This window comes from Streptomyces sp. E11-3 (assembly GCF_046540415.1).
Classification (GTDB): domain Bacteria; phylum Actinomycetota; class Actinomycetes; order Streptomycetales; family Streptomycetaceae; genus Streptomyces.
In genome coordinates, this window is the sequence record NZ_JAZGRL010000001.1 from 3,947,168 (window position 1) to 3,972,516 (window position 25,349).

Annotated in this window: 30 protein-coding genes and 1 tRNA gene; 14 read left to right on the top strand and 17 right to left on the bottom strand. The window is 70.3% G+C overall.

Annotated features, from left to right (window positions below; genetic code table 11):
- The first annotated feature begins 39 nt into the window (after nt 1-39).
- The 4 genes from U9R90_RS18225 (at nt 40) to U9R90_RS18240 (ending at nt 3,140) form a co-directional block, all read left to right on the top strand.
- Nucleotides 40-222 (top strand): hypothetical protein, encoded by a 183-nt coding sequence (locus U9R90_RS18225; protein WP_411057510.1) that lies wholly within the window; start codon nt 40-42, stop codon nt 220-222.
- Nucleotides 219-1,385: a DUF3631 domain-containing protein gene (locus U9R90_RS18230; RefSeq protein WP_411057511.1), complete on the top strand. Its 1,167-nt coding sequence runs from the start codon at nt 219-221 to the stop codon at nt 1,383-1,385. Before U9R90_RS18225 ends, U9R90_RS18230 begins: the two co-directional genes overlap by 4 nt.
- A gap of 265 nt (nt 1,386-1,650) precedes the next feature.
- On the top strand, nt 1,651-1,857 hold the full coding sequence (locus U9R90_RS18235) for an excisionase family DNA-binding protein (protein ID WP_411057779.1): 207 nt from the start codon (nt 1,651-1,653) through the stop codon (nt 1,855-1,857).
- An 8-nt stretch (nt 1,858-1,865) separates the two neighbouring features.
- Nucleotides 1,866-3,140, top strand: a complete 1,275-nt coding sequence (locus U9R90_RS18240) for a tyrosine-type recombinase/integrase (protein WP_411057512.1) — start codon at nt 1,866-1,868, stop codon at nt 3,138-3,140.
- A 40-nt stretch (nt 3,141-3,180) separates the two neighbouring features.
- Here the strand turns inward: U9R90_RS18240 and U9R90_RS18245 are convergent, their stop codons facing one another.
- The 5 genes from U9R90_RS18245 to U9R90_RS18265 form a co-directional block, all read right to left on the bottom strand.
- The gene (locus U9R90_RS18245) at nt 3,181-3,915 is read right to left on the bottom strand and encodes a TIGR02391 family protein (protein ID WP_411057513.1); all 735 of its coding nucleotides are present in this window, start codon (nt 3,913-3,915) and stop codon (nt 3,181-3,183) included.
- 125 nt (nt 3,916-4,040) lie between these two features.
- Nucleotides 4,041-4,125 (bottom strand) — tRNA-Ser (locus tag U9R90_RS18250).
- Nucleotides 4,126-4,216: 91 nt separating this feature from the next.
- On the bottom strand, nt 4,217-4,645 hold the full coding sequence (gene tadA / locus U9R90_RS18255) for a tRNA adenosine(34) deaminase TadA (RefSeq protein ID WP_411057780.1): 429 nt from the start codon (nt 4,643-4,645) through the stop codon (nt 4,217-4,219).
- Nucleotides 4,646-4,746: 101 nt separating this feature from the next.
- A complete protein-coding gene (locus tag U9R90_RS18260; protein WP_411057514.1) occupies nt 4,747-5,298 on the bottom strand; it encodes a hypothetical protein in 552 nt (183 codons plus the stop codon).
- A gap of 184 nt (nt 5,299-5,482) precedes the next feature.
- A complete protein-coding gene (locus U9R90_RS18265; protein ID WP_411057515.1) occupies nt 5,483-5,680 on the bottom strand; it encodes a hypothetical protein in 198 nt (65 codons plus the stop codon).
- Between the two features lie 193 nt (nt 5,681-5,873).
- Between U9R90_RS18265 and upp the strand changes: the two genes are divergently transcribed.
- Nucleotides 5,874-6,509 carry a uracil phosphoribosyltransferase gene (gene upp, locus U9R90_RS18270; protein ID WP_411057516.1) on the top strand — a complete coding sequence of 212 codons (636 nt, stop codon included), beginning with the start codon at nt 5,874-5,876 and terminating at the stop codon, nt 6,507-6,509.
- A gap of 21 nt (nt 6,510-6,530) precedes the next feature.
- Here the strand turns inward: upp and U9R90_RS18275 are convergent, their stop codons facing one another.
- The 5 genes from U9R90_RS18275 to U9R90_RS18295 form a co-directional block, all read right to left on the bottom strand.
- Nucleotides 6,531-7,181, bottom strand: a complete 651-nt coding sequence (locus U9R90_RS18275; RefSeq protein WP_411057517.1) for a LytR C-terminal domain-containing protein — start codon at nt 7,179-7,181, stop codon at nt 6,531-6,533.
- A gap of 113 nt (nt 7,182-7,294) precedes the next feature.
- Entirely contained in the window at nt 7,295-7,591 is a 297-nt protein-coding gene (locus U9R90_RS18280) for a type II toxin-antitoxin system VapB family antitoxin (protein ID WP_003986294.1), read from the bottom strand.
- A gap of 163 nt (nt 7,592-7,754) precedes the next feature.
- Entirely contained in the window at nt 7,755-9,329 is a 1,575-nt protein-coding gene (locus tag U9R90_RS18285; protein ID WP_411057781.1) for a M28 family metallopeptidase, read from the bottom strand.
- A 208-nt stretch (nt 9,330-9,537) separates the two neighbouring features.
- A complete protein-coding gene (locus tag U9R90_RS18290; protein WP_411057518.1) occupies nt 9,538-9,783 on the bottom strand; it encodes a DUF397 domain-containing protein in 246 nt (81 codons plus the stop codon).
- Entirely contained in the window at nt 9,780-10,604 is an 825-nt protein-coding gene (locus U9R90_RS18295) for a helix-turn-helix domain-containing protein (protein ID WP_411057519.1), read from the bottom strand. Before U9R90_RS18295 ends, U9R90_RS18290 begins: the two co-directional genes overlap by 4 nt.
- Nucleotides 10,605-10,763: 159 nt before the next feature.
- Here U9R90_RS18295 and U9R90_RS18300 point away from each other — a divergent pair, with 159 nt between their 5' ends.
- Nucleotides 10,764-11,201 (top strand): ATP-binding protein, encoded by a 438-nt coding sequence (locus U9R90_RS18300; protein ID WP_411057520.1) that lies wholly within the window; start codon nt 10,764-10,766, stop codon nt 11,199-11,201.
- Nucleotides 11,202-11,216: 15 nt separating this feature from the next.
- Here the strand turns inward: U9R90_RS18300 and U9R90_RS18305 are convergent, their stop codons facing one another.
- Nucleotides 11,217-11,822 carry an HhH-GPD-type base excision DNA repair protein gene (locus U9R90_RS18305; RefSeq protein WP_411057521.1) on the bottom strand — a complete coding sequence of 202 codons (606 nt, stop codon included), beginning with the start codon at nt 11,820-11,822 and terminating at the stop codon, nt 11,217-11,219.
- 179 nt (nt 11,823-12,001) lie between these two features.
- Between U9R90_RS18305 and U9R90_RS18310 the strand changes: the two genes are divergently transcribed.
- The 3 genes from U9R90_RS18310 to U9R90_RS18320 all read left to right on the top strand — a co-directional run bounded on the left by U9R90_RS18310 (nt 12,002) and on the right by U9R90_RS18320 (nt 13,930).
- On the top strand, nt 12,002-12,394 hold the full coding sequence (locus tag U9R90_RS18310; protein ID WP_411057522.1) for an STAS domain-containing protein: 393 nt from the start codon (nt 12,002-12,004) through the stop codon (nt 12,392-12,394).
- Between the two features lie 70 nt (nt 12,395-12,464).
- On the top strand, nt 12,465-13,163 hold the full coding sequence (locus U9R90_RS18315; RefSeq protein ID WP_411057523.1) for an ANTAR domain-containing protein: 699 nt from the start codon (nt 12,465-12,467) through the stop codon (nt 13,161-13,163).
- Entirely contained in the window at nt 13,160-13,930 is a 771-nt protein-coding gene (locus U9R90_RS18320) for a GAF and ANTAR domain-containing protein (protein WP_411057524.1), read from the top strand. Before U9R90_RS18315 ends, U9R90_RS18320 begins: the two co-directional genes overlap by 4 nt.
- A gap of 91 nt (nt 13,931-14,021) precedes the next feature.
- Here U9R90_RS18320 and U9R90_RS18325 read toward each other — a convergent pair whose 3' ends face one another.
- The 3 genes from U9R90_RS18325 to U9R90_RS18335 all read right to left on the bottom strand — a co-directional run bounded on the left by U9R90_RS18325 (nt 14,022) and on the right by U9R90_RS18335 (nt 18,306).
- Entirely contained in the window at nt 14,022-16,133 is a 2,112-nt protein-coding gene (locus U9R90_RS18325; protein ID WP_411057525.1) for an MMPL family transporter, read from the bottom strand.
- A gap of 267 nt (nt 16,134-16,400) precedes the next feature.
- On the bottom strand, nt 16,401-17,075 hold the full coding sequence (locus U9R90_RS18330) for a response regulator (protein ID WP_411057526.1): 675 nt from the start codon (nt 17,073-17,075) through the stop codon (nt 16,401-16,403).
- Nucleotides 17,047-18,306 (bottom strand): sensor histidine kinase, encoded by a 1,260-nt coding sequence (locus tag U9R90_RS18335; protein WP_411057527.1) that lies wholly within the window; start codon nt 18,304-18,306, stop codon nt 17,047-17,049. Before U9R90_RS18335 ends, U9R90_RS18330 begins: the two co-directional genes overlap by 29 nt.
- A gap of 295 nt (nt 18,307-18,601) precedes the next feature.
- Here U9R90_RS18335 and U9R90_RS18340 point away from each other — a divergent pair, with 295 nt between their 5' ends.
- Complete coding sequence (locus tag U9R90_RS18340; RefSeq protein WP_411057528.1) at nt 18,602-19,834, top strand: DUF418 domain-containing protein; 1,233 nt, start codon at nt 18,602-18,604, stop codon at nt 19,832-19,834.
- Here U9R90_RS18340 and U9R90_RS18345 read toward each other — a convergent pair.
- Entirely contained in the window at nt 19,818-20,480 is a 663-nt protein-coding gene (locus tag U9R90_RS18345) for a TetR/AcrR family transcriptional regulator (protein ID WP_411057529.1), read from the bottom strand. The genes U9R90_RS18340 and U9R90_RS18345 overlap by 17 nt on opposite strands.
- Before the next feature lie 134 nt (nt 20,481-20,614).
- Between U9R90_RS18345 and wrbA the strand changes: the two genes are divergently transcribed.
- On the top strand, nt 20,615-21,217 hold the full coding sequence (gene wrbA / locus U9R90_RS18350) for an NAD(P)H:quinone oxidoreductase (RefSeq protein WP_411057530.1): 603 nt from the start codon (nt 20,615-20,617) through the stop codon (nt 21,215-21,217).
- A gap of 63 nt (nt 21,218-21,280) precedes the next feature.
- On the opposite strand, the gene U9R90_RS18355 is transcribed toward wrbA, so the two are convergent.
- Nucleotides 21,281-22,318: a DUF5937 family protein gene (locus U9R90_RS18355; RefSeq protein WP_411057531.1), complete on the bottom strand. Its 1,038-nt coding sequence runs from the start codon at nt 22,316-22,318 to the stop codon at nt 21,281-21,283.
- 47 nt (nt 22,319-22,365) lie between these two features.
- Here U9R90_RS18355 and U9R90_RS18360 point away from each other — a divergent pair, with 47 nt between their 5' ends.
- The 3 genes from U9R90_RS18360 (at nt 22,366) to U9R90_RS18370 (ending at nt 24,579) form a co-directional block, all read left to right on the top strand.
- Entirely contained in the window at nt 22,366-23,571 is a 1,206-nt protein-coding gene (locus tag U9R90_RS18360) for an MFS transporter (protein ID WP_411057532.1), read from the top strand.
- A gap of 75 nt (nt 23,572-23,646) precedes the next feature.
- A complete protein-coding gene (locus tag U9R90_RS18365; protein ID WP_411057533.1) occupies nt 23,647-24,267 on the top strand; it encodes an isochorismatase family protein in 621 nt (206 codons plus the stop codon).
- Nucleotides 24,268-24,327: 60 nt separating this feature from the next.
- Nucleotides 24,328-24,579 carry a TfoX/Sxy family protein gene (locus tag U9R90_RS18370; protein ID WP_411057534.1) on the top strand — a complete coding sequence of 84 codons (252 nt, stop codon included), beginning with the start codon at nt 24,328-24,330 and terminating at the stop codon, nt 24,577-24,579.
- Between the two features lie 87 nt (nt 24,580-24,666).
- On the opposite strand, the gene U9R90_RS18375 is transcribed toward U9R90_RS18370, so the two are convergent.
- Complete coding sequence (locus U9R90_RS18375; RefSeq protein WP_411057535.1) at nt 24,667-25,209, bottom strand: hypothetical protein; 543 nt, start codon at nt 25,207-25,209, stop codon at nt 24,667-24,669.
- Nucleotides 25,210-25,349 lie beyond the last annotated feature (140 nt).

Genomic DNA, 25,349 nt, shown 5'->3' on the forward strand with positions numbered 1-25,349 from the left:
TGTCGCCCGAACCCGCCACGCAGCGACGGACGGCACCCCGTGGCCTGGCTCCACATCACCGCACCCCGCGGCGCGGTGCCCACCGCGACCTCGAAGTGCGCGTGCGGCCGGGACCGGTCCGCCGTCGGCCACCGCCGCGTGGTCGACCTGATCGACGACCACACCGCCCACCGCGACACCTGCCCGCTGCGTACCCCCCAGGAAGGGAGGGCCGCCGCATGACCAGCACTACCCCGCCCGCGTCGCCCATCGACGGCGCGGCGCTGCTCGATGAGGTGGAGGCGTTCCACCGGCGCTTCAACGTCTTCCCCACCGAGGCCGCACATGTCGCCGTGGTTCTGTGGGACGCCCACGCTCACCTGCTGGACTGCTTCGAGTCCACGCCGCGCCTAGCGTTCCTGTCCCCCGAGCCGGGGTCGGGCAAGTCGCGGGCCCTGGAGATCGTGGAAACCCTGGTCCCGCATCCGATGGCCGCGGTCGACGCGTCCGCCGCCGCGCTGTTCCGCGCTGTGTCCGGGGTCGACGGCCAGCGGCCCACCATCCTCTTCGACGAAATCGACACCATCTTCGGCCCCAAGGCCGGGGACAATGAGCAGCTCCGCGGGTTCATCAACGCAGGCCACCGCCGCGGCAAGGTGATGTACCGGTGCGTGGGCGACGGCGCCAACCAGACCGTGCAGGCCTTCCCGTCCTACACCGCCGTCGCGGTCGCCGGACTCGGCTCCCTGCCGGACACCATCCTGACCCGCTCCGTCATCATCCGCATGCGCCGACGGGCCAGGAACGAGAAGGCCGAACCGTACCGCTCGCGCCTGCACGAGAAGGAGGGGTTCGCCCTGCGCGACCGTCTCGCCGCATGGGCCGAGCAGGTCAGCGAGCAGGTCTCGGGCGCGTGGCCGGAGATGCCCGAGGGCGTCACCGACCGGCCCGCCGATGTGTGGGAACCGCTGCTCGCCGTCGCCGACGCGGTCGGCGGGCACTGGCCGCGCAGAGCCCGCGACGCCTGCCTCGAACTGGTCAAGGCCTCCCAGGTCAACGACAAGGGCAGCATCGGTATCCGGCTGCTCACCGACCTCCGCGACCACGTCATGACGGGTATCGACCGACTGCCCACGATCGCCATCTTGGATCGGCTCAACGCCCTTGACGATGCCCCGTGGGCCGACTTCAACGGCAAACCTCTCGACTCGCGCCGCTTGTCGCGGATGCTCAGCGAGTACGTCACCGCCGACGGCGCCCCCGTGACTTCCCGGAACATCAAGACCGGTGGCGGGGTCCTCAAGGGCTACTACGCGGCCGATCTGTACGACGCGTGGCAGCGGTACTGCCCCCCTCTCCCGGAAAGTCCGCTACTTCCGCTACCCGAGGGTGAGAACGCGGTCTGACCAGCAGTGATGCGGTAGCGGATGGCGACATGCCGTCCGCTACCGCACCGCTACCTATCCGCTACCGCTACCCCTATCCGCTACCTCGATCACGTCCCTGACCAGGGCGGTAGCGGAGGTAGCGGAAGTCGCGGACCTGACAGGAGGGGGCAGCGGCCCCACCCCGCAGAGGAGGCACGTCCCGATGCGTACTTCCGTATCGAGTTCCGGCAGCGGGCCCCAGCACGAGGACCGAGCTGTGATCGGCGCCATCGATGAACGCCAACTGCCCAGTGATCCCACGCTCGCACTGCTGACGGTCGAAGAGGCCGCCCGCCGCCTGGGTGTTGGGCGGACCGTCTGCTTTCGACTCATCGCCTCTGGCGATCTGGAGTCCGTGACCGTCGGGCGCCTGCGCAGGGTGCCCGCGGACGCTGTTCCCGAGTACGTCGCTCGTCTCCGTAAGGCCCACCGCTCGAACACGACCGTCTGAGGAGCACCGTGAACGACGACAAGAAGAAGCGCACCCGCAAGCCGAACGGAGCGTCATCCATCTATCTCGGCAAGGATGGGAAGTGGCACGGCCGCGTCACCGTCGGCGTCCGGGACAACGGGAAGCCCGACCGGCGCCATGTCGAGCGGAAGACCCAAGCCGAGGTCATCTATGAGGTTCGCAAGCTGGAGCGCGAACGCGACGCTGGGACCGTGCGCAAGCCGGGTAAGCCCTGGACGGTCAAGACCTGGCTCACCCACTGGGTGGAGAACATCGCTCCGCTCGCGGTCAACGAGAACACCATGGTCGGGTACGGCGTCGCCGTCCGGAAGCACCTGATTCCGGCGCTGGGAGCGCACCGGCTCGACCGGCTGCGCCCCGAGCACATCGAGCGTTTCTACGTTCGGATGCAGGAGCGTGGGAGCAAGGCCGGGACCGCCCACCAAGTGCACCGCACCTTCCGGACCGCGCTGAACGAAGCAGTCCGGCGCGGTCACCTCGGGCAGAACCCCGTGAGGCTGGCCAAGGCCCCGCGGGTGCGGGAAGAGGAGGTCGAGCCGTACACGGTCGAGGAGGTTCAGCGCCTCCTACGTGCGGCCGACCGGCGCCGGAACTCCGCTCGCTGGGCCGTGGCTCTCTCCCTCGGCCTGAGGCAAGGGGAGGCGCTCGGCCTCAGGTGGGCTGATGTCGACCTGGACAACGGGGTTCTGTGGGTCCGTCGGAGTAGGCGGCGCCCCCGATACGCCCACGGCTGTGGGGACACCTGCGGGCGCAAGGCCGGGTACTGCCCGCAGCGGCAGCGGACCAATCCGGAGACTGCCGAGACGAAATCGCGGGCCGGACGCCGGGCGGTGGGGCTTCCTCCACAGCTTGTGGATCTGCTCCGTACGCACAGGGTTCGGCAGGACGTTGAGCGAACGGCAGCGGGCGACAAGTGGCAGGAAGAGGGCTGGCTCTTCGCGACCGAGGTCGGCCGCGGTTCCCCGCCGCGCACGGACTACGACGAGTGGAAGGAGCTGCTGCAGGACGCGAAGGTGCGGGACGGCCGACTGCATGACGCGCGGCACACCGCGGCTACCGTGCTGCTGATCCTCGGTGTCCCGGAGCGCGCCGTGATGGGGCTCATGGGTTGGTCGTCCACGTCCATGGCCGCGCGGTATCAGCACATGGTCGACACCGTGCGTACCAGCGTTGCCGAGCAGGTCGACGGGCTTATCTGGAAGCCGGACACGGACGGTCCGGATGACGATGGCCTCGCCGGGACCTTCGTGCGGGCCCACTGAATCAGCGGGGGGCAGGCTTTCGAGCCTGCCCCCCGCTTTGCTAGGTCACCACCTGGCACTCGTCGATGAGCCGCGCGACCATGCTGAATGTGGCCAACTGCTCCAACGCCTCTTGTTCCGGCAAATCGCCTTCTGTGTGTGCGGCGGGGTTCCGCAGGGCGAAGTACGCACCTGCTCCAAGATTCATGGCTCCACGCTGGCGGCTCTGGACGCTAGCGTCTGTCTGGTCTCCTGGCACTCGGAGACGAGGCTTGCCGGGCTCTGGCGCTTTGTCTGTCAGTGCTTCCTGGACCAGCTTGGCGTCGGAGAGGTCTCTCCGGCTGAGCTTGTCCTGAAGGTGGGCATTGATCGAAGTAGCAGCGGCGTGGACTGCTGCTCGGAAATGCTTCGATTCCCAGAAGGTACGAGCGGCGTCCCAAACCCACGGGTGGAGCTGATCGGCGCGAAGAGCGGGGGCGTCTGGCGTCAGGTGGACCGCCCACTCGTCCATGTCAGAGAGCATTCCGAGGGCACGGCGAGCCTGGTTCACGGCCACGTGCTGTCCGTGCCCCTTGTCGAGGTCAATGTCCTTCGTTAGCTCGGGGTCGAGGCAACTAAGGATCTTCCTGATCGTGGGCTCCGCCTTGATCATCTCGCTGCGAAGTGCCGGAAGTTCAGGGTTGACCGGGCGTGGCCGATCGGAGAACACGGATGAAGTGGCCCCCTTCGCTGCCAGGTACTTGGTCACGAGCGCATCAAACGCTTCTAGGCGTTGCCGCATCCAGTCACGATCCACGCAAGCAGCGTAGAGGTGGGCGGATGGATCAACAGCCGATTTACCGCTCAAGGTGACCAACTGAGACGGAAACTGAGACGGAAGCCAGAGAGGCGGGGGGGGGGGGGGGGGGGGGGGGGGGGCGGCGGTAGCGGTGGGATTTGAACCCACGGTGACTTGCGCCACACTCGCTTTCGAGGCGAGCTCCTTCGGCCGCTCGGACACGCTACCGAGAGAGAGCTTAGCCCAAGTGTGCCCGTGCGCCGAAATCGGTATCGGCGCGTGCGGTGCCGGGGCTCCACAACCGCTTCTCGGATGATCCTCAGCGGTCGCGGAAGAAGCGGGTGAGCTGGTCGGCGCACGCGTCGGCGAGGACGCCCTGGACGACCTCGGGGCGATGGTTGAGGCGGCGGTCGCGTACGACGTCCCAGAGGGAGCCGACCGCGCCCGCCTTCTCGTCGCGGGCGCCGTAGACCACCCGGCCGACCCGCGACTGCACGATCGCGCCCGCGCACATCGTGCACGGCTCCAGCGTGACGACCAGTGTGCAGTCCGACAGCCGCCACTCGCCGAGCACCGTGGCGGCGCGCCGGATGGCGAGCACCTCGGCGTGCGCCGTGGGGTCGCCGGTCGCCTCGCGTTCGTTGTGGCCGGTGGCGATGACCGCACCGGCCGGGGACAGCACCAGCGCGCCGACCGGCACATCGCCGGCCGACGCGGCTCGCGCGGCCTCGCCCAGGGCGGTGCGCATCGCGTCCGTCCAGGGATCTCGTACGGGGTCCCCCACCTCGGGTGCCTCGGATGCCTCGGGCACGTCGGGCACGTCGGGTACGGGGTCGTGCTGGGTCGGCACTAGCGGACGGCCTCCAGGATCTCGGCCGCCCCCAGGGCGTCGGCGATCTCCGACAGGGCGTCTGACGTCAGCGACAGCAGCTCCTTGTCGGACAGGCCGAGGTCGGACAGGACCCCGACCTCGCCGAGCGGACCCGGCGGCGGGGCCGGGTGACCGCTGGCGGTTTCGGCGGAGTCGGCTTCGAGGTCGTCCGAGCCGCCGTCCGGCTCACCCTCCTCGGTGCCGTCCAGGTCCAGGGCGTCCAGGTCGTCGTCCGGGTCGTCGTCGTCCCCGCCGATCAGGGCGCTGGTCAGGATCTCCCCGTACGAGGAGCGTGCGGCCGCGGCCGCGTCGGAGACGTAGATACGAGGGTCCTCCTCGCCGTCCACGCGGATGACGCCGAACCAGACGTCCTCCTGCTCGATGAACACGAGGACCGTCTCGTCATCGGCCCCGGGCGAGGCCTCCCGTGCCAGGTCGGCCAGATCCGACAGGGTCTCCACATCGTCGAGCTCTGTATCGCTCGCTTCCCACCCGTCTTCGGTGCGCGCGAGCAGTGCGGCGAAGTACACCGTGACTCTCCCACTGGTCGTAGGCGTGCCGGTTGGGGGTCCCCCCGGCGGAGTTGGCTGGGCGGGTGTGCGAAAGGCGACCCGCCCATCGGAATCGTGGCAGAAACCAGGCGTTCGCGAGAGGTCTTCCGCCGCTGTGTTTGTACGCGCCGCACTGCGCCCCCTGTGCGACTCGTCCGCCGCACTACCAGCGGAACGTGCGCATCCGCATGGCCTGCCGCATCCGGGCGGCCCGCACCCGGCGCGGCTGCACCCTGGCGCGCAGCTCCTTGGCCTCGTGCAGTTCGTGCAGGAACCGGGCGCGCCGCCGCCTGCGCTCGGCGTCGCTCTCGCGCTGCTCGGCGTCTCGCTGGTCCGGTTCCTCGTCGTTGAGGTCTGGCATCGGCTTCACCACCCGGCCTGGTTCGTCCCCACCACTTTCCCTCCGACGCGGCGAGTCATGCCACCGCTGCGGCCGCATGCGCCGGGGCCGACCCCCACGGCATCCCGGTAGCCTTGGGTGCCGGTTCGCTCCTGCGGCCGTTGTTGCAGATCAGCCCCCCTGGACAGAGTGCCAGACCCCCCTGGAGGAAACCGTGCGCCTGCACGTCGTCGACCACCCGCTGGTAGCGCACAAGCTCACCACCCTGCGCGACAAGCGCACCGACTCCCCGACCTTCAGGCGCCTCGCCGACGAGCTGGTCACCCTGCTCGCGTACGAGGCCACCAGGGACGTACGGACCGAGCAGGTCGACATCGAGACGCCGGTCTCGCCGACCACGGGCGTGAAGCTCTCCCACCCGCGCCCGCTGGTGGTGCCGATCCTGCGCGCGGGCCTCGGCATGCTCGACGGCATGGTCCGGCTGCTGCCGACCGCCGAGGTCGGCTTCCTCGGCATGGTGCGCAACGAGGAGACGCTCCAGGCGTCGACGTACGCGACCCGGATGCCGGAGGACCTCTCCGGGCGTCAGGTGTACGTGGTCGACCCGATGCTGGCCACCGGGGGCACGCTGGTCGCCGCCGTACAGGAGCTGATCAAGCGGGGCGCCGACGACGTGACCGCCGTGGTGCTGCTCGCCGCCCCCGAGGGTGTCGAGGTCATGGAGCGCGACCTGGCGGGGACGCCGGTGACCGTGGTGACCGCGGCCGTCGACGAGCGGCTCAACGAGCACGGGTACATCGTGCCGGGCCTGGGTGACGCGGGCGACCGGATGTACGGCGCCGCCGAGTAGCACCGAACGAACGGTTCCGCGTCAGCAGGAAGGTTTCGCGGAGGGCGCCGGGGACGGCTTGGTCAGGGTGACCAGGGCGTCGGCGGCGTCCTTCTTCGTGGCCAGCTTCTTGAAGCCGGTGCCGATGATCAGGTCGACGTCCTTGCCCTTGCGGTCGTCCGTCCGGTGCTCGGCACCGGAGAGCTGGGTGCCCAGGACCGGCAGGGCGCCGTCCTTGGCGGACTTCGCGCCGAGCAGTATCCCGGTGCCCTTGATCTTCTTGTCGAACTCCTTGCCCGCGTTGTCGACCTCGCCGATGGCGAAGCCGCGCTTCTTCAGCTCGTCGGCGGTCTTCTTGGCGAGGCCGCCGCGGGGCGTGGCGTTGAAGACGTTGACCGTGATCTGGCCCGGCTCGGGGAGGGCCTTTCGGGTCGCCGCCTTGGAAGGCGAGGCGGAGGCGGCCGCCGCGGGCCCGCAGTCCGGCTTGTTCGCGGCGACCGTCTGATCCTTGTCGTCACCCGAGAACACATCGACGAGCTGGAGTGTCCCCCAGCCCGCCAGACCGAGCGCGGCGACCGAGGCGACCAACGCGAGCACGATCCTGCGGCGCTTGCGGTTTCGATGCATCCGGGGGTACTTGTCCCCCGTGATGCGGTATTCGCCGCCCATGCCGGGGGGAGTGAGCATGCTCATGGGCGCAGCGTAATCCGACCTGGTGTCTATGCCTACTAAATGATCAGCGGACGGCGTACGACGCTACCCAAACGGGGCAATCCCGGATCTGCCCTCGGGGGTGGTCGCCGCTGTTATCCCAGCTCAAGCACGCGTGCGTGCAGTACCTGGCGCTGCTGGAGCGCGGCGCGCACGGCGCGGTGCAGGCCGTCCTCCAGATAGAGGTCGCCCTGCCATTTCACGACATGGGCGAAGAGGTCGCCGTAGAACGTCGAGTCCTCGGCGAGCAGCGTCTCAAGGTCCAGCTGCTGCTTCGTCGTGACGAGCTGATCGAGGCGGACCGGGCGCGGTGCGACATCCGCCCACTGGCGGGTGCTTTCCCGGCCATGGTCGGGGTACGGCCGGCCGTTTCCGATGCGCTTGAAGATCACACGGAAAGCCTACCGGGCAACTGCCCCTGGGCGCAGCCTCGGAGTCGTACAACTCTGCCCGGCCCCTTGTAAAGGGCCGGGCAAAGTCATGGAAGGTCCACCTATCGAGTGTCTTCCGCCTGTTCCGCCTGTTCTACCGGTGTGCCTGCTCTGCCTACTCTGCCTACTCCGTCACGGGCTCGTGGCCGTGGTCCTCGTGCAGACCGCCGCCGCTGCCCGCGTCACCCTCGGTGGGGACGAAGTCGACCGGCTCGCTGAGCGGGCGCAGGTCGTGGGCGTAGTGGCCGACCGCGTTGGCGATGACGTCGATGTTGACGTCGAGGGCCTTCATGTCGATGTTCTTCAGGTCGTCGCACTCGGCGTGGTAGCAGGAGTCGTACGCGACACCCGCCTCGCCGCCGAACTTCTCCGCCTGCGCCTCGGTCTTGACGCCCTCGGCGCCGGTGAAGGTGCCGCCCGAGGGGATGCCGACCTCGATGAACGGGCCGTAGTCGGAGCGCCCGGTGAAGTCCGTGCCCTCGTGCGGGATGTTCTTCTTGTCCATGAAGTCCGTGATGCCGCGCTCAAGCTGGGCCGAGCCCTCAGGCCCCGGGCCCGCGCCCACGCCGTCCGAGTCGTCGCCGTCGTACACGAACAGGCCGTAGTTCGGCGAGGCGATCATGTCGAAGTTCAGATACGCCTTGATCTCCGACAGCTGCTTCTCGGTGCGGCTCCCGACGTAGTGCTCGGCGCCGAGCAGACCGAGCTCCTCGGCCGACCACCAGGCGAAGCGGACCTTGTTGCGCGGCGCCTTCTTGTGGTGGCCGTAGCCCTTCTTCCCCATCTTGGTCCGGTCCGCGAGCTTGAGCGCGACGTCGAGGATGCCGGCCGAGCCCGAGCCGTTGTCGTTGATGCCGGGGCCCGCCGTGACCGAGTCCAGGTGCGCGCCGAGCATCACGGTGTTGTCGGCGTCGCCGCCGGGCGTCTCCGCGATGACGTTGCTGGTCTCCCGCTCCTCCTGGAGCTGGCGGATCTCCAGGCTGACCGTGGCCCCGCCCGCCTCGACGTCGGCGGCCAGCGCCTCGCCCTCGGCCAGCGTGATGCCACCGGTCGGGATCTTCCCGGCGTCGGGGCCGCCGAGGGTGCCGTTGAGGTTGCCCTCGCCGTTGTTGTAGATGACGGCGGCGACGGCGCCCGCGTCCGCCGCCATCTCCTGCTTCTGCGCGAAGGTGCAGCCACCGCGCTTGATCAGCGCGATCTTGTCGGTGTACGTGCCGGACGCGAAGTCATCGGCCTCGCAGCCGGTCGTGCCGTCCTCGTCGACCGGGACGGCCGCGACCTCGGCCTCGATCCCGCCCTCCGGCGTGGACTTGGTGTACGACATCGCGAAGATGTCGACGTCGCGCTGCTCGGGCGACACGACGGACATCGACTCGGCGAGCGTCTCGATGTACGTGAAGTCGAAGGTGTCGTACGAGACCTTGTAGCCGGCCTTCTTGAGCAGCTTGTAGACGTACTCGGCCGAGGCGTCATGCCCGGGCGAACCGGCCCCGCGGTGCCCGCCGTTGGCGTCCGCTATCTCCTGGAACTTCTCCAGGTGCCGGTACGCGCCGTCGGCCGACGACCGCTTGACCAGCTGGTGGGCGAGCTTCTTGGCGTCGTGGGCCGGCCTGTCGTGGCCGCGATCGGCGGCGGCGACCGGGCCGGAGGCGGCCAGCAGAAGCGGGGTGGCGAGGGCGGCGGCGGCAAGAGCCGCCACGGTTCTGCGCGAACGGGGTGATGCGCTCACAGAAGTCCTTCCCCAGGTCAGGCGAATGAGGTGGGAGGGACGGTAGCGATCTCAGGGCCTGGGGAGAAGAGGTTCCCGCAACTCGTGTTCGATTTCGCCGGATTGGCCCATCATGTTCCTGCCATGTGGGCCAGTGGAGCCAGATCCTCCGGTTGGATCGGCGGCGAACGCTTCGGCGTCAAGAACGTGCGTAGGTGACGAACTCCTCCCAGGCGAGTGCAGTGAGGGCGAGCTGGGGGCCCTGCTTGTCCTTGGAGTCGCGGACGTGGATGGTGGTGGGGCAGGTGGCGACTTCTACGCAGTCGCCGTCACCCCCGCTGCTGTAGCTGGACTTGTGCCAGGAGAGGGCGACTTCCACGCAGTCGCCGTCGCCGCTGCTGCTGTAGCTGCTCTTGAACCAGGCCAGTTCCGTGGTGGCGCTCATAGTGCTCCTCGCATCCGCTGCAACAGGCTCACGGAGTCTTCGAGAGCGAGAGCCTGTGAGCGCATGGTGGCATACCGCATCTGGAGCACGCTGATTTCTTTCGGATCGGAGATCAACAGGCCGCTCCGCTGCCCCTCGCAGTAGGCGTGCCACCTATTCTCCGGGGTCTCCAGGAGCTGCATTGGGCCGTCCAGCCCGGCATGGCCCTCCCGCACCTGCGGCATCACCTGAATCCTGACGTTCCGGATGGTGGCGACGTCGAGCACGTGGTCGATCAGCTCCCGAGTCACCTCCACGCCACCCGTCCGCCGCAGGAACAGATGCTCCTCCAGGATGAAGCTGTACGCGGTGTTCGGCCGCTCCCGCAACAGCCGTTGCCGCTCCAACCGAGCCGCCAACTGCGCCTCGATCTGCTCGTCCCCCAGCGGCGGCAACTGGTTGGCGAACAACGTCCGCGCGTACGCGGGCGTCTGCAACAAGCCCGGAATCAGACGGCATTCGTACGTGTAGAGGGCCAGCGCCGTCTGCTCCAGCTTCGCCCACAGCCGGAACCAGGCCGCCAACCCCGGCTGCCGCGCCAGGTGTTTCAGCGCCTTCCGCAGCGCCCCCGTGTTGCCGAGCGCTGGCTCCGCCAGCTCCACGAACGAGTCGTCCGGCATCCGGCGCCCCAACTCGATGGACGCCACCGTGTGTTTCGAGAACCGGACCAGCTCGCCGAAGTCCTCCCGGCTGATTCCGGCGTGTTCGCGCAGGGCCTGTACCACCGCGCCGAAGGTCTTCAGGCTGTCCGAGGACTCTGGTTCCTCGTGCTCCCATGCCATAACGCGGCCACCTCCCGGTGGGTTGGATCTCCCCGCGATCAACTCACCCAGGGTTACGGCACATCGGCGGTACTGTCTACAACGCGTGCGCGTACGGTGGCGCTCCGTACGCGGCCCGCTCCTGGTGACACGCCCGACCGTCCCGCGAACGTGGGCCTCATGCGTACCGAAATCGCCGCCACAGCCGTGTTCACGTTCCGTCAGTGCTTCTCCGCGACCCGTCGCGGCGCCCGCCTGGCCCGGCTGCTCGCGCTCCACCAGCTCGACGCCTGGGGCATCCCGTACGACAGCGAACTGTCCGACACGGCCGCCGCCCTGGTCGCCGAACTCGCGTCGAACGCCGTGCTCCACGCGCGCGTGGCGGGCCGCGGCTTCGAGCTGCGCCTGACGCTGCGCGAGGACGGCGTACTCCGCATCGAGGTCACCGACACCCGGCACGACCGTCCGGTGCGCGAGCCCGCCGCCCAACCCCCGCCCGCTGACGAGGAGTCGGGGCGCGGCCTGCTGCTGGTGGCCGCGCTTGCGGAGCGGTGGGGTGTCACGGAGGGCCCGGCGCCCCGCAAGACGGTGTGGGCGGAGACGCACACCGCCAAGTGACTACTTCCCCCGTGACTACTTCGCGGCCTTCGCCGCCTTGGCCGCCGCCTTCATCTCCTGCTTGTACGCGCGGACCTTCGCCAGCGTCTGCGGGCCTGTGATGTCCGCCGCCGAGCGGTACGAGCCCTGCTCGCCGTACGCCCCCGCGGCCTCCCGCCAGCCCTTCGGGCGTACGCCGTACTGCTTGCCGAGCAGGGCCAGGAAGATCTTGGCCTTCTGGTCGCCGTAGCCGGGCAGGGCCTTGAGGCGGGTCAGCAGTTCCTTGCCGGTGGCGACGTCCCGCCAGACGGCCTCGGGGTCGCCGTCGTACTCGTGGACCAGGAACTGGCAGAGCTGCTGGACGCGCTTGGCCATCGAGCCGGGGTAGCGGTGGACGGCCGGTTTGGTGGAGAGGAGTTCGGCGAAGGCGTCGGGGTCGTACGCCGCGATCTCGTGCGCGTCGAGGTCGTCGGCGCCCAGCCGCTGGGCGATGGTGTACGGACCCGCGAACGCCCACTCCATCGGAACCTGCTGGTCGAGCAGCATGCCGACCAGGGCGGCCAGCGGACTGCGGCCGAGCAGCTCGTCGGCTTCGGGCTGCTGGGCGAGGTGGATGGTGCGCTTGGTGCTGGATGTGCTCATGTCTCGATGATCGCGCCATGCCCGGTGACGTGCATGTGTACGTTATTCGTGCACATGTCCAGGATTGGTGCGGGTACGGCCCGAACGGACTAGCCTGCCGCTACGGCGCCCGTGACCCCGGTTCCCCTCCTTCCGCACAGGCCGATACAGGCAGTGCCCACCTTCAGGAGATGGGGCCGATGGCTACCGACTACTCCGTACACCTGGACCCAGTGGCCTCAGCGGGCCCAGCCGGGGCCCATATCGCATACTGCCTGGTCAGCGCCGACGGCGAACTCGATCTCGTGACGGCGGTGGCCTTCGGCGCGAGCCTGGACGGCGCTGCGGCCGGACCGTGGGGCGGTGCTCCGCTGATAGTGGACCTCAGTGCGGTGACCTTCATGGACGGCAGCGCGCTGCCCGTGCTCTGCGCCACGCACCGGCGCTCGCACGAGCGGGGCGGCTGGACCAGGGTCGTCTACCGGCACCGAGGTATCACGATGCTGCTGCGGGCCGCCGGACTCACGGCCCGGTTCCCCCGCTACGCCACGGTGTCGGACGCCTGGCAGGGGAGAATGGCAGAGGCACCGTGAAGCTTCCTCACGGGAGCCCTGTGGACCCTGGTGATCGGAAGGCGGGCGAGCACTGGTGGTCAGTAACCGGATGGCGGAAGTCCTGCGGGTGCTGCGTCCGGTGGCCGGAGACTCGACCGGCCTCGGAGCCGACCGCTCCGCCGCGTGCGCGGAGGCGCTGCGCGTCGACGGGCTGGCCGTGTCACTGACGCTGGAGCGGGGGAGCACCGAGCTGGTGTGGTGTTCGGGTCTGATGAGCGCGCGGTTCGAGGACATGCAGTTCACGTTGGGCGTGGGGCCGGGGCCCGACGCGATTCGCACGGGTGGTGTGGTGCAGGTACCGGATTTCCAGGCGCTGGCCGAGATGCGCTGGCCGCCGCTGCGGTCAGCGCTCGACGGGATCAAGGTCGGCGCGGTGTTCAGCTTTCCGCTGGCCGTCGGGGCGATCCAGGTCGGGGTGATGACGGCCGTACGGGCCAGACCGCTGATGCTGACCAGACAGCAGACGGATGACGCCCTGGTGCTCGCCCACGCGCTGACCGCGCTGTTCCTGAGCGGCGGTGGCGGGGACAGCAGTCAGACCCTGCGCCGCGCCGTCGTCCACCAGGCCACCGGGATGGTCAGCGCCCAGCTCGGCGTACCGCTGGCCGAGGCGCTGCTGCGGCTGCGGGCCTTCGCGTACGGCAGTGAGCGTGAGGTCGGCGCGGTCGCCGAAGACGTGGTGGCCAGACGCCTCAGATTCCAGGACGATGGGAACGGGCCACTCGCGCCCAGAGGCGAGAGGGGATGAGCGACATGGCCCGCGAGGAACGACTGGCAGAGGTATTCGTAGAGGTGGCGGACTCGCTGATCGTCGACTTCGACGTGATCGACCTGCTGCACCGGCTGTCCAACCGCTGTGTGGAGCTGCTCGACGTCTCGGCCGCCGGGATCATGCTCGCGGACGAGTACGGTGAGCTGCAGATCATCGCGGCATCGGACGAGAACACCCGGCTGCTTGAGCTGTTCGCGCTCCAGCACGAGCAGGGTCCGTGTGTGGAGTGCTACCGCACCGGAACGCCGCGTACCAACATCGAACTGACGAACCCGGCCGCGACGATGGGCTGGCCGGTGTTCGCGGCCCGGTCCCGCGAGACGGGCTTCGCGCTGACGCACGCGCTGCCGCTGCGGCTGCGCGACCGGGTGGTGGGGGCGCTGAACCTCTTCCACACCGAGACCGTCAGGCTCACGCCGGACGCACTCGCGCTCGGCCAGGCGCTGGCCGATGTCGCGACCATCGCGATCCTCCAGCAGCGCACGCTGGAGCAGAGCTATGTGGAACGCGGCCAGTTGCAGGCCGCGCTCAACAACCGCGTCGTCATCGAGCAGGTCAAGGGACTGCTGGCGGAGCGGTGGGGGGCCTCGGTGGACGACGCGTTCGGGGCACTGAGGAGCTTCGCGCGGTCCCGCCAGGTGCGGATGTCCGACCTGGCGCGGCAGATCGTGGAGGGGACCTTCGACACGGAATCGATTCCCGCGCCGGGCGGCGCCGGGGCGGGGGCCGAGGCCGGGGCCTGATGCGGCGCGGCTGGGTTCTGCGCGGCTGAGGCGACAGGGCGTACGGCCGCCCACGAGAGGTTCGTGGGCGGCCGGTGCTCGTCGGCCGTAGCTAGCGCTTCACCAGCTCCGGGGCCTCCTCCCGCAGGCCGTACCGCGCATGGACGCGCCGCAGCGGTGCCGGGGACCACCACGCCCGGTGGCCCAGCAGGGTCATCATCGCCGGGACCAGGAACATCCGGACCACCGTCGCGTCGATGAGGATCGCCATCGTCAGGCCGAGCCCGATCTGCAGGATCGGCGAGAAGCCGCCCGTCATGAACGCGGCGAAGACGACCGCGAGGAGCAGCGCCGCGCAGGTGACCACCCGGCCCGAGCGCTGCAGGCCGACGACGACCGACTCGCGCGCATCACCCGAGTCCAGCCAGGATTCGCGCATCCGGGCCAGGATGAACAGTTCGTAGTCCATGGCCAGGCCGAAGGCGATCGCGACGATCAACGGTGGTGCGGTGATGCTCAGTTGGCCCAGGCCCTCCGCGCCGAGCCAGCCCGCCAGGTGCCCGTCCTGGAAGACCCAGGTCACGATGCCCAGTGCCGCGCCCAGGCTGAGCAGGGTGGTCACGATCGTGCGCAGCGGGATCAGGACCGAGCCGGTGAAGGCGAAGAGGAGGGCGAAGATGCCGAGGAGGACGATCGCCGCGGCCCAGGGCGCGCCCGCGGCCAGCATGGAGCGGAAGTCGACCAGCCGGGCGGCGACTCCGGTCACCTCGACCGGTTCGTCGGCGCGGAGTTCGCGCACCTTCTCGACCAGGCCGGTCGCGGCCGGTCCGTCGACCGTGCCGGTCGGGGTCAGGCTGAGGACAGTGGTGCCGTCGGGGAGCGTACGGGTGGCGGACGAGGCCGCGCCGGGGAGCGTGCTGAAGCGGTCGGCGAGGGCCGGGTCGGCGTCCTTGGCGATGAGGACGGTCACCGGGTCGACTCCGGTACCCGTCGGGTAGTGCTCCTGCATGCCGTCGTACAGCTGCCGGGCCTCGGTGCTGGTCGGCAGCGAACGGGCGTCGCCCACCGCGAGCTTCATGCCGAGGGCGGGGAGGGCCAGGACGACCAGGCCCGCGACCACGGTGACCGTGACGAGTACGGGGCGGGCGGCGGAGATCCGGGCGAGCCGGGCGAAGACCTGCCCGGGTTCCCCCGACTCGGACGACTCAGGCGACTCGGACTTCTTCGGCTTCGTACGGGAAGGGGCTATCTTGCTGCCGAAGCGCGTGAGCAGCGCGGGCAGCAGGGTCAGCGCGGCCAGCATGTCGACCACCACGACCGCGGCCACGGCCAGGCCCATGCTGCGTAGGAAGGTGTTGGGGAAGACGAGCAGTCCGGCCAGGCTGACCGCCACCGTGACGCCGGAGAAGAGCACGGTGCGTCCGGCGCGGGCGACGGTGCGGTGGACGGCCTCGGCGACATCGTCCGTACCGGCGCGTTCCTCGCGGAAGCGGACCACCATCAACAGGGCGTAGTCGACCGCGAGTCCGAGACCGAGCATCGTGGTGACCTGCACGGCGTACACGGAGACGTCGGTCACCAGGCTGAAGGCGAACAGCGCGGCGAAGGCTCCGGCGACGCCGGTGACCGCGATCACCAGCGGCAGGCCCGCCGCCCGCAGCCCGCCGAAGATGACGAGCAGCAGAACCAGGACGACCGGCAGCGAGATCAACTCGGCCTGCATGACGTCCTTCTGGGCCCGCTCGCCGAACTGCTCGCCGAGCAGCGGCCCGCCGCTGACCGCGACCTGGTCGGCGTCGATCGTACGGATGCGGTCGGCGGCCGCGTTCACGGCGTCGGACTCGGCGTCGTCGGTGAGGTCGCCGTCGAGGGTGACCGGGATCAGCAGCGCGCGGCCGTCCTCGGCGGCCAGGCCCGGTGTCGTATAGGGGTCGGGGACTTCGGCGACACCGGGGATGCGGCGGACGTCGGCGACGGCGCTTTCGACGTCGGCGCGGGCCACTTCGCCCTCGATGACCGCGGAGATGGACTCCCCGGCCGGGTCGAGGTCGGCCAGGCGCTCGGCGGCGCGGTCGGACTCGGTGGCCTTGACCTCGGGGACCGAGTCCGAGAGGCGGCCGAATACGCCCGTGCCGACGCCGAAGCCGAGGGCGATCAGCAGCAGCCAGGCGAAGATCACGGTGAGTGGGCGGCGCGTGGCCGTCCGGGCGAGTACGGCTAGCACGGGTCCCTCCGGGGGCTGGTGGGTTGTCGCCACTCAGCGTTGCGGTGAGGGGGTGCGGGGGGCATCGCCGGTCCGCGCGGTCTGTGGGGCTCCGTCGGGCGGGCTAGGTCTCCCTCGTGCGGGNGTCCTTCGAGCTGACCAAGTCCTGAGCGGGGGGTGTGGGTCGCCCCAGACCCCGGTCCTCAAACGCCGGACGGGCTGAATTTCAGCCCGGCGGGGTGGGGGAGCAATCCCTGACGCGCGCCACAGCGCACCTGCACTCGGGCGTCAGCCCTCGCCCGGTGTCACCAACCCCACCTCATACGCGCAGATCACCGCCTGTATCCGATCCCGTAGCCCCAACTTGCTCAGCACATTGCTGACATGGGTCTTCACCGTGTGCTCGCTCACCGTGAAGGACGCCGCGATCTCCGCGTTGGTCAGCCCACGGGCCAGCAGCCGCAGCGTCTCCTCCTCGCGGGCGGTGAGCACCGCGAGGCGGGTGGCCGCGGACACCGGCTCGGCGGCCGCCTCGGTGCGGCGGCGCTTGACGAGGTCGGCGACCAGGCGCCGGGTCACCGAGGGCGCGAGCAGCGAGTCACCCGCCGCCACGACCCGTACCGCGTGCACCAGGTCGTCTCGGCGGACGTCCTTGAGGAGGAAGCCGCTGGCCCCCGCGTACAGCGCGTCGTAGACGTATTCGTCCAGGTCGAAGGTGGTGAGCATGACCACCCGGCAACTGGACTGCGCGCACACCAGGCGCGCCGCTTCGAGGCCGTCCATGCCCGGCATCCGGATGTCCAGGAGGAGGACGTCGGGCGCGTGCCGATGGACGGCGGCCACCGCCTCCGCCCCGTCCCCCGCCTCCGACACCACCTCGATATCCGACTGCGCATCGAGGATCATGGAGAATCCGCTGCGCACCAACTCCTGGTCATCGGCGACCACTACCCGGATGCTCATGCTCCAAGGATGCCGTGGGCAGCCGTACGACGACGCGGAACCCTCCATCCGGTCCTGGTCCGGCCGCCGCGGTACCGCCGCCGGCCGCGGCGCGCTCCCGGATGCCGATCAGTCCGTGACCTGGGCGGTTCGGGGGGTGCAGCGGGCGCGGGGCCGCGGCGGCCACCCCGTCGTCCTGGACGGACAACACCAACTCGCCCTCACCCCAGTCCAGGTGAATCCGCACCAGGGAGGCCGTGTCCGCGTGCTTCAGCACGTTCGTCAGCGCCTCCTGGATCACGCGGTACGCCGAGACCTCGGTGTCCGGACGTAGCGCCCGAGGCACTCCAGTGGTCGTCAACTCCACGCGCAGGCCGGTCTGTTCGACCTGAGCCAGCAGGCCCGGCACGGCGTCCAGAGTGGGCTGCGGCACCCGCTCGCCCGGTGCCTCCGCCTCCCGCAGCACGCCCAGGATGCGCCGCAGCTGCACCATCGCGTCCCGCCCCGCCCCGGCGATCGCGTCGAACGCGGCCTCGGCGCGCTTCGGGTCGCTGCGCACGACGACCGGCCCGGCCTCCGCCTGGACCACCATCAGGCTGACCGCGTGCGCCAGGATGTCGTGCATCTCCCGCGCGATCCTGGACCGCTCCTCGGCGACGGCCCGCGCGGTCTCGCTCGCCCTCTCCCGTTCCAGGCGCCGGGCGCGGTCCTCCAGGGCGGAGGTGTAGGCGCGTTGGACCCGGCTGAGCGCGCCGAGTCCGTACGAGAAGAAGAGGACCAGCACATGGAAGGCGTGCTCGAACGGCTGCGTGCCCTCCTTGACCGTCATCGTCCAGGTGGTGCCGATGAGCCAGCCCACCAGCATCATCCGCCGCTGCCACGGCCGGGCGATCGCGGCCAGGGTGTACAGCATCACCATGCCGCCGTACGACACGTCCGGCGCGGGGCGGTCGTGCAGCGCCATGGCCGTGGTGAACCCGGACACCGCGCAGGCGGCGATGAACGGCGCCCGCCGCCGCCAGACCAGCGGCAGCACGGTGCCGAGGCCCAGCAACACGCCGAGCCAGTCCATCCGGGTGCCGCGCTCCGGGAGGACGAACTGGAGCGAGACGGCGAGCAGCACCAGGGCGGCGAGCGGGATGTCGACGGCGTACGGATTGGCCGTACGGAGCCGGTCGACGAGCCGCGCCCTGAGGCGCGGGAACTGCGGGAACTGACGGAACTGCGGAAACTTCGGGAACTGCGGGACCATGCGGCGGCTCCTCGGGGCAGAGGCCGTGTCAGTATCCCGGCTGGCCGGTGGCGGGGGCCTCGCCGGAGCGAGGGATATCGACCGGCGGCCTGGGGGAGGACCCGGATCTCCTGCTGGGGAGCGAGGAGACGGCCGGAGCCTCCTGCTGTGGAGCGACGAGGTGGCCGCCGTCGGCTGGCAGGCTCGGTCTCTGGCCGTTTGACCGCGCCGCTTGACCACACGACCGCTTCACCGCATGGCCGCTTGACCACACGACCGCTTGACCACACGACCGCACGGACCTCGGGGATCGCACATGGAGCAAGGGACCGCGTCATACGCCACGCCCCAACCGGCAGGCCGCGTGACGCCCCGCGTCCTGGAGGTCGACGCGTTGCGCGGGTTCGCGCTCGGGGGAATCTTCGTCGTCAATGTGCTGGCGATGGCCGGGCCTTACTACGGCGGGCTGGGCGACCCCGGGGCCAGTGGTGCGGACACGGTGGCCACCTGGTTGGTCGTGGCCTTCGCGCAGGCGAAGTTCTATCTGCTGTTCTCGTTTCTCTTCGGGTACAGCTTCACGCTCCAGATGACCTCGGCCGAGCGTGCCGGTGCCCGCTTCGGGCCGCGGATGGTGCGGCGGCTGGCCGGGCTGTTGGTGCTCGGGATGCTGCATGCCGCGCTGCTCTACACCGGCGACATCCTGATGGCGTACGCACTGTTCGGTCTGATTCTGCTGGCCGCCCGGCGGGTGTCGCCGGAGAAGGCCTGGCGGATCGCCCGCCGGATCTACCTGACGGCCACCGCCGTACTGCTGTTCATCGGACTTGGTGCGATGCTGGACGGGCCCGAGCCGGACAGTGCGCTGCTGGCCGAGGCGGCCGAGTTGACGGAGGCGTACCGGGGCAGCGCGGCCGACGTGATCGGCGCCAACGTCGGGCAGTGGGCGGAGATTCTGCTGGCGACGGTGTTGACCGGCGGGTATGTCGTCGCCGCCTTCCTCGTCGGACTCGCCGCAGGTAAGCGGGAGTTGCTCGCCCGTGCTGCCGAGCACCCGGAGCGGCTGCGGCGGATCTGTGTGGTGGGGGCGGTCGTCGGGGTGCCGGGGGCGCTGTTCATGGCGGTGGGTTCGGTCGGGCCGTTGCCGGTGGCCGTATGGGAGTTTCCGGCGATGATCGTCGGCATGGCCATGGCACCGGCGCTGAGTGCCGCGTACGGGGCCGGGTTCCTGCTCTGGGTCACCCGCGCCGGGCGCGGCCCCCGTACCACCGGGCTGGGCGCTCTCCTCGCGGGCGCCGGGCGGATGTCCCTGACCAACTACCTGACGCAGTCGCTGGTGATGGCTCTCGTCTTCACCGGGTACGGGTTCGGTCTGTACGGGAAGGCCGGCGCCGCGGCGGCGGTGTGCGGAGCTCTCGTGGTGTACGCGGCGCAACTCGCCCTGAGTGTGCGGCTGCTGAGGCGCTTCCGGATGGGTCCGGTGGAGTGGGTGCTGCGTGCGGTGACCCTGGCGGGGCGGCCGTCGAAGTCGACGGTCAGCCGGGGTCGCTGACGCCGCTGACGCCACTGGCGCCGCTGAGGCCGCTCAGCCCGAGGAGTTCGTCGATGCCGTTCTTGAGGCGGGCCGCGGACAGGCCGCGCTGGTGACGCAGATGGTGCACCAGGACGGGGGCGCACGGGGCGAGCAGCAGGTGGGCCAGGACCTGTGCGTCGGCGTCGGGGCGGAGCTGGGCGACGAGCATCGCGACATGGGTGTGGATCGTCGCGTAGGGGCTGTTGTTGAACCGGGCGCTGTGGTCGGCGGACTCCACGGCCATCAGCAGCGCCTGCTGCTCGTCGGTGTAGTCGGCCAGCCGGTGCAGGAAGGCGCGCAGCCGCTCGGCTGGCGGGGCGCCGGGGCCCAGTGGCGGCGGCCCGCTTAGAAACCCCTCCTGGAACTGACGTTCGCGGTCGTCGAGGAGCGCGATCAGCAGTGAGGCGACGTCGCCGAACCGTCGGTAGACCGTGCCGACCCCGATCCCGCTGGCGTGCGCCACCGCGTTCATGGTGAGCGCGTCGGGGCCCTTCTCGGCGACCAGCGCGGCCGCCGCGTCGAGGATCCTGTGCCGGTTGCGGGCGGCGTCGGCGCGCTCGGGGGGCGCCTCTCCGGCCAGGGGGAGGTCGATGCGGCGGGGCTCGTCGGCGGGGATACCTGGCATACCCGCAGCGTATCGGATAGCTATCCACTTTTCTCCAGGAAGCTCTTGCGCAAGTGGATGGCTATCCGTTTAACTGGGCACTGTCGAACCGGATAGCCATCCGCTTCTACGTCAGCCTTGGGAAGGGGCCCGAAATGTCTGCCAAGATCGCGGTTGTCTACTACTCCGCCACCGGAAACGTGCACGAGCTGGCGCAGGCCGTCGCCGAGGGCGCCGAGAACGCGGGCGCCGAGGTGCGGCTGCGACGGGTGGCGGAACTCGCCCCGGCCGCGGTCATCGACTCCGTACCGGCCTGGCGTGAGCACGTGGAGGCCACCAAGGAGGTCGACGAGGCCACCCTGGACGACCTGGCCTGGGCGGACGCCTACGCCTTCGGCACCCCGACCCGCTTCGGCAACGTCGCCAGCCAGCTGAAGCAGTTCATCGACACGACCAGCGGCCTGTGGCAGCAGGGCGTCTTCGCGGACAAGCCCGCCACCGGCTTCACCAGCGCGGCCAACGCGCACGGCGGCAACGAGTCCACTCTGCTGGCCCTCTACAACACCCTGCACCACTGGGGTTCGCTGATCGTCCCGCCCGGCTTCACCAGCCCCCTGGTCGGCGCCGCCGGCGGCAACCCGTACGGCACCTCGCACGCCTCCGGCGCGGGCGGCCCGGTCGGGGACGACGTCCTGGCGGCGGCCCGCTACCAGGGCGAGCGGCTGGCCACGATCACCGAGCGGCTGCGGGCGGCCTGAGCCCACCTCGCAGACCGGGCACGCCCTATGAGCCCGGGCCCGCCTTACGAGCCCGGGCCCGTCTTATGGGGCCGCGCTCAGGGAGTCGCCCAACTGGGAGCGCTCGTAGAACACTTCGCGCCCGCTGCGGCGCCGGGTGACCAGGCCACTCCCGCACAGGACCTTCAGGTGCTGGCTGATCGCGCCGGGCGCCATGGTGAGCCGCCGCGCCAGGATGGTCGTGGTGGCCGCCTCGGTGAGGGTGACGAGGATACGGGCGCGGGTCTTCCCGATCAGGGCGTCGAGCGCGTCGGGGGTGGGGACGACGCCGTGCGACCAGACGGTGGCCACGCCGGGTACGGGGTAGACCAGGTTCGGCTGGTACGGCTCGGCCATCACGGTGGTGTCCGGCCAGTGGAAGACGCTGGGGATGAGGATCATTCCGTCGCCGCCGAGCGGGCCGGTGCGCCGCCAGGCACGGGTCCGTACGCGCAGGCGGCCGTCGTGCCACGTGATGTTCGGGTGGAGGTCGTTGAACATCGCTCCCGCTCCGTCACGGGTCAACTGACGGGAGCGGCGCAGCACTTCCGTGTCGAACAGGCCGCGGATCTGCGGCCAGAAGGGCGCCAGCGCGGTGTCCCAGTACCGGCGCAGTTCGTCGGCCACGCGCGCGACGCCCGCGGCCGGGTCGGCGAGGAACTCCCGTACGACCGGGGTGTCGGCGCCCGGCACCCGGGACACCTCGGACACCGCGCTGTCCACGTCCGCCGCGGCGATCAGCTCCAGCTCGGCGGTGATGTCCGGCAGCGGGCTGGTGGGCGGCGGGGTCAGGAAGTCGACGATGTAGGCGCCGAGCGGGGCCAGTTCGCACAGCAGCCGGAGGTCGAGCGAGGCCAGCCGGGGGCGTACGGCGCGAATCCACGGGAGGTGCAGGGCGTGGCGGCCGGGGTCCTGGAGCAGGCGCAGGCTGGCCACCGCCTCGGAGGCCGGGGAGAAGGCGAACCTCAGGCGGGCCAGGTCGGCCGAGGTGAAGTCGAACTCGGCGTAGGGCCTGCCAGTTGGCTCGGCGCTCGGCTCGGCGCTCGGCTCGGTGCTTGGCTCGGCCTTCGAGGATTCAGTCACAGCTGAAACATTTACGGGTCGGCGGATCGCCGGTCAACCATGACCGCATGGCCGTCCTCACGTCCCGCCCCGCCGCGACCGCCCCTGGTCCGCCGACCCTGCCGCGTCCCTTCTGGATGCTCTGGCTCGGCACCGTCATCAACCGCACCGGCGCCATCGTCCAGCCGTTCCTGTCCGTGTACCTGGTGCGGGTCCAGGGTTTCACCCTCGCGCAGGCCGGGGCCGTCATGACCGCCTTCGGTGTCGGATCCCTGTGCTCGCAGGTCATCTCCGGGTGGCTGGCCGACCGAATCGGCCGCCGGGCGACCCTCACCGGCGGGATGCTCGCCACTTCCGCCGCGATGGTCGTACTCGGCGCGGTGAGCGGGTTCGGCGCGATGGCGGCGACCGCGTTCCTGCTCGGGCTCACCATCGAGTCCTACCGGCCCGCCTCCCAGGCGATGGTCGCCGACCTCGTACCGCCCGCACTGCGCCCAAGGGCGTACGGGCTGCTCTTCTGGGGCATGAACCTCGGCTACTCGGTCGCGATGGTGGCCGGTGGCTGGCTCGCCGACCACGGCGCCCGCGCGATGTTCGGTGTGAACGCGGCCGTCGCGGTGGCCTTCGCCGCGGTCGTGTGGACGACGGTGCCCGAGTCCCGCCCGGTTGGCGGCTCCCTCCCCGGAGGGCGGCTGCGGAAGGTGCTGCGGGACCGGCTGATGCTCGCCGTCTGCGCCATCACGGCGGCGTACGGCGCGCTGTACGCCCAGGCCTTCACCACACTTCCGCTGGCCATGGCCGAACAGGGCATCAGCCGGGCGCACTTCGGCCTAGCCATGGCACTCAACGGGGTCCTGATCATCGTCGTACAGCCGCTGACCGGCCCGTGGGTGGCCCGGCACGACCCCACGCGGGTACTCGCCGCGGGAACCGCCGTCGTGGCGACGGGCTTCGCCCTCACCGCGTTCGTGCACGACGCCCGCGGGCTCGCGCTCACGGTGGCGGTGTGGACCGCGGGCGAGATCGTCGTCGCGGGCACCCTGCCCACCATCGTGGCCGCGCTGGCATCCCGTGAACTCCAGGGCACCTACGCCGGGTTCTCCGGGATGAGCTGGTCCGCGGGTGCGGCCCTGGCCCCGGTACTCGGTACGACGCTGCTCCCGCTGGGGGCGCGGGTGCTGTGGGCGACCACCGGCCTGATCGGCGCGGCCTCGGCGCTGGGCGCACTTCTCATCGCGGGACGCGTCCGCCAACGTACGCAACCCAACCCATAAGACAACACACACAACACACACAACACACAGAACACACAGAACACACAGAACACACAGAACACGGGAGAACGAATCATGCAGAAGCGCTTCCACGACACCCTCACCGCTGACAACACCGCCCTCCTGCTGGTGGATCACCAGATCGGGCTGTTCACCGGCGTCCGCGACATGAACGTGGGCGAGCTCAAGCACAACGTCGCCGGTCTCACCAGGGCGGCGGCGCGCCTGGACCTCCCCATCGTCGCCACCACGACGGCGGCGGACAGCATGTGGGGTCCTCTCGTCCCCGAGCTGCGGTCCGCACTGCCGCACGGTCTTGAGGTGATCGACCGGAGCACCGTCAACGCGTGGCACGACGACCGCGTCCGCCGGGCCGTCGAGGCGACCGGACGCGACAAGCTCCTGATCGCCGGGGTCTCGCTCGAGGTCTGCGCGGCCCTCCCCGCGATCGCCGCGACAGCCGCGGGCTACACCGCCTACGTCGCGGTCGACGCCTCCGGCACCTTCTCCGCCACCAAGCGGGAGACGGGACTGCTACGGCTTCAGCAGGCGGGCGTCATCGTGAGCGACTACGCCAGCCTGGTCGTCGAGATCCTCGCCGACAACGCCCACCCCAAGGCGGCGGACGTCTACGCCGACCTCGACATGCCCTTCGCGACGCTGGTCGGCCAACTCGTCGCCGCGTACGGGCGCTAAGGTCGGCCGCGACGCGGCTGTGTGGGCGTTTGCCGGGCCGACCGACGTTGATTGGGTGACATGCGCATCACGGAACTGCGGAACCTCGGACCGGCCAGCGCCCGCATGCTCGCGGCCGTCGGCATCCACACCGTCGCCGACCTGGAGGCCGCGGGCTCCGCCGAGGCGTACCGGCGGCTGCGGGGCGCGGGGACGCCGGGGCTGAGCCGGAACCTGCTGTGGGCGATGGAAGGCGCACTTCTCGACATCGACTGGCGGAACCTGCCGCAGGAGCTCCGGGCCGAACTGCTGGCCGAGATCGGCGAGGGCTGACACGGCGACCTGTCACACCTCCCCGGCTGTGTTCTACGAGGTGGCCGCACCGCCGACGCCCCCATCTGCTGCGGGCGCTGGCCGGTCTCAGCGCGCGTATGAGCCGATGCCGACCAGGCAGTACACGTACTCGTTGATGGTCGATCCGTTGAGGGTGTAGCGGTGGGAAAACGCGTACTGAGTGCGGGAGTTGCTGTTGCAGCGGCTCAGGTCCGAGGTCAGGGGGATCGTCTGGATCACCCGGTAGTGCGCGTCGGACGCCGAGCAGGAGACCTCCTCGACACCGCTGACGCTCTGCGCGGTCGTCGAGTCCGGCAGTGTGCCGTTGAGGCAGGTGCCCTTGTCGAACGGGTCGGGGGCCTCGCTCGACGGAGCGGCGGCGGGGTCGGTGGTGGAGTCGTACGGGTCGTCGTACGGCGAACTGACCGACGGCGACGGCGACTGCGACTGCGACAAGGAGAAGGAAGGCGATGACGACGGGGACGAGGACGAGGATGAGGCGGGCGTGTCATCCTCCCCGTTGTTCAGCAGTACGAGGCCGACGATCACGGCCCCGACGACTCCGAGCGCCACCAGGCACCCGGTGCGGCCGGACTTGGGAGCTGGCGTGGGGTATTCCTGCGGCGACACCGCTTGCTCCAAGAGGTGAGGGGAGTGGGACACAGCCTGTCGATCCTTGGCGAGTGTGCCCACTGAGCGCAGGGGGACGCAGGGGTTTGGCTGGATCACGCGCCGTACTGTGCGCATTCGCTGCTGTCGCCACCCTGCCG

What these genes read in the sequence shown, in the direction of transcription:
- U9R90_RS18230 (WP_411057511.1), top strand. Translation starts at nt 219, where the DNA reads ATGACCAGCACTACCCCGCCCGCGTCGCCCATCGACGGCGCGGCGCTG.
- tadA (WP_411057780.1), bottom strand. Translation starts at nt 4,645, where the DNA reads ATGCGCACCGCCCTGGGCGAGGCCGCGCGAGCCGCGTCGGCCGGCGAT.
- U9R90_RS18265 (WP_411057515.1), bottom strand. Translation starts at nt 5,680, where the DNA reads ATGCCAGACCTCAACGACGAGGAACCGGACCAGCGAGACGCCGAGCAG.
- U9R90_RS18275 (WP_411057517.1), bottom strand. Translation starts at nt 7,181, where the DNA reads ATGAGCATGCTCACTCCCCCCGGCATGGGCGGCGAATACCGCATCACG.
- U9R90_RS18290 (WP_411057518.1), bottom strand. Translation starts at nt 9,783, where the DNA reads ATGAGCGCCACCACGGAACTGGCCTGGTTCAAGAGCAGCTACAGCAGC.
- U9R90_RS18295 (WP_411057519.1), bottom strand. Translation starts at nt 10,604, where the DNA reads ATGGCATGGGAGCACGAGGAACCAGAGTCCTCGGACAGCCTGAAGACC.
- U9R90_RS18300 (WP_411057520.1), top strand. Translation starts at nt 10,764, where the DNA reads ATGCGTACCGAAATCGCCGCCACAGCCGTGTTCACGTTCCGTCAGTGC.
- U9R90_RS18305 (WP_411057521.1), bottom strand. Translation starts at nt 11,822, where the DNA reads ATGAGCACATCCAGCACCAAGCGCACCATCCACCTCGCCCAGCAGCCC.
- U9R90_RS18310 (WP_411057522.1), top strand. Translation starts at nt 12,002, where the DNA reads ATGGCTACCGACTACTCCGTACACCTGGACCCAGTGGCCTCAGCGGGC.
- U9R90_RS18315 (WP_411057523.1), top strand. Translation starts at nt 12,465, where the DNA reads ATGGCGGAAGTCCTGCGGGTGCTGCGTCCGGTGGCCGGAGACTCGACC.
- U9R90_RS18320 (WP_411057524.1), top strand. Translation starts at nt 13,160, where the DNA reads ATGAGCGACATGGCCCGCGAGGAACGACTGGCAGAGGTATTCGTAGAG.
- U9R90_RS18330 (WP_411057526.1), bottom strand. Translation starts at nt 17,075, where the DNA reads ATGAGCATCCGGGTAGTGGTCGCCGATGACCAGGAGTTGGTGCGCAGC.
- U9R90_RS18335 (WP_411057527.1), bottom strand. Translation starts at nt 18,306, where the DNA reads ATGGTCCCGCAGTTCCCGAAGTTTCCGCAGTTCCGTCAGTTCCCGCAG.
- U9R90_RS18340 (WP_411057528.1), top strand. Translation starts at nt 18,602, where the DNA reads ATGGAGCAAGGGACCGCGTCATACGCCACGCCCCAACCGGCAGGCCGC.
- U9R90_RS18345 (WP_411057529.1), bottom strand. Translation starts at nt 20,480, where the DNA reads ATGCCAGGTATCCCCGCCGACGAGCCCCGCCGCATCGACCTCCCCCTG.
- wrbA (WP_411057530.1), top strand. Translation starts at nt 20,615, where the DNA reads ATGTCTGCCAAGATCGCGGTTGTCTACTACTCCGCCACCGGAAACGTG.
- U9R90_RS18360 (WP_411057532.1), top strand. Translation starts at nt 22,366, where the DNA reads ATGGCCGTCCTCACGTCCCGCCCCGCCGCGACCGCCCCTGGTCCGCCG.
- U9R90_RS18365 (WP_411057533.1), top strand. Translation starts at nt 23,647, where the DNA reads ATGCAGAAGCGCTTCCACGACACCCTCACCGCTGACAACACCGCCCTC.
- U9R90_RS18370 (WP_411057534.1), top strand. Translation starts at nt 24,328, where the DNA reads ATGCGCATCACGGAACTGCGGAACCTCGGACCGGCCAGCGCCCGCATG.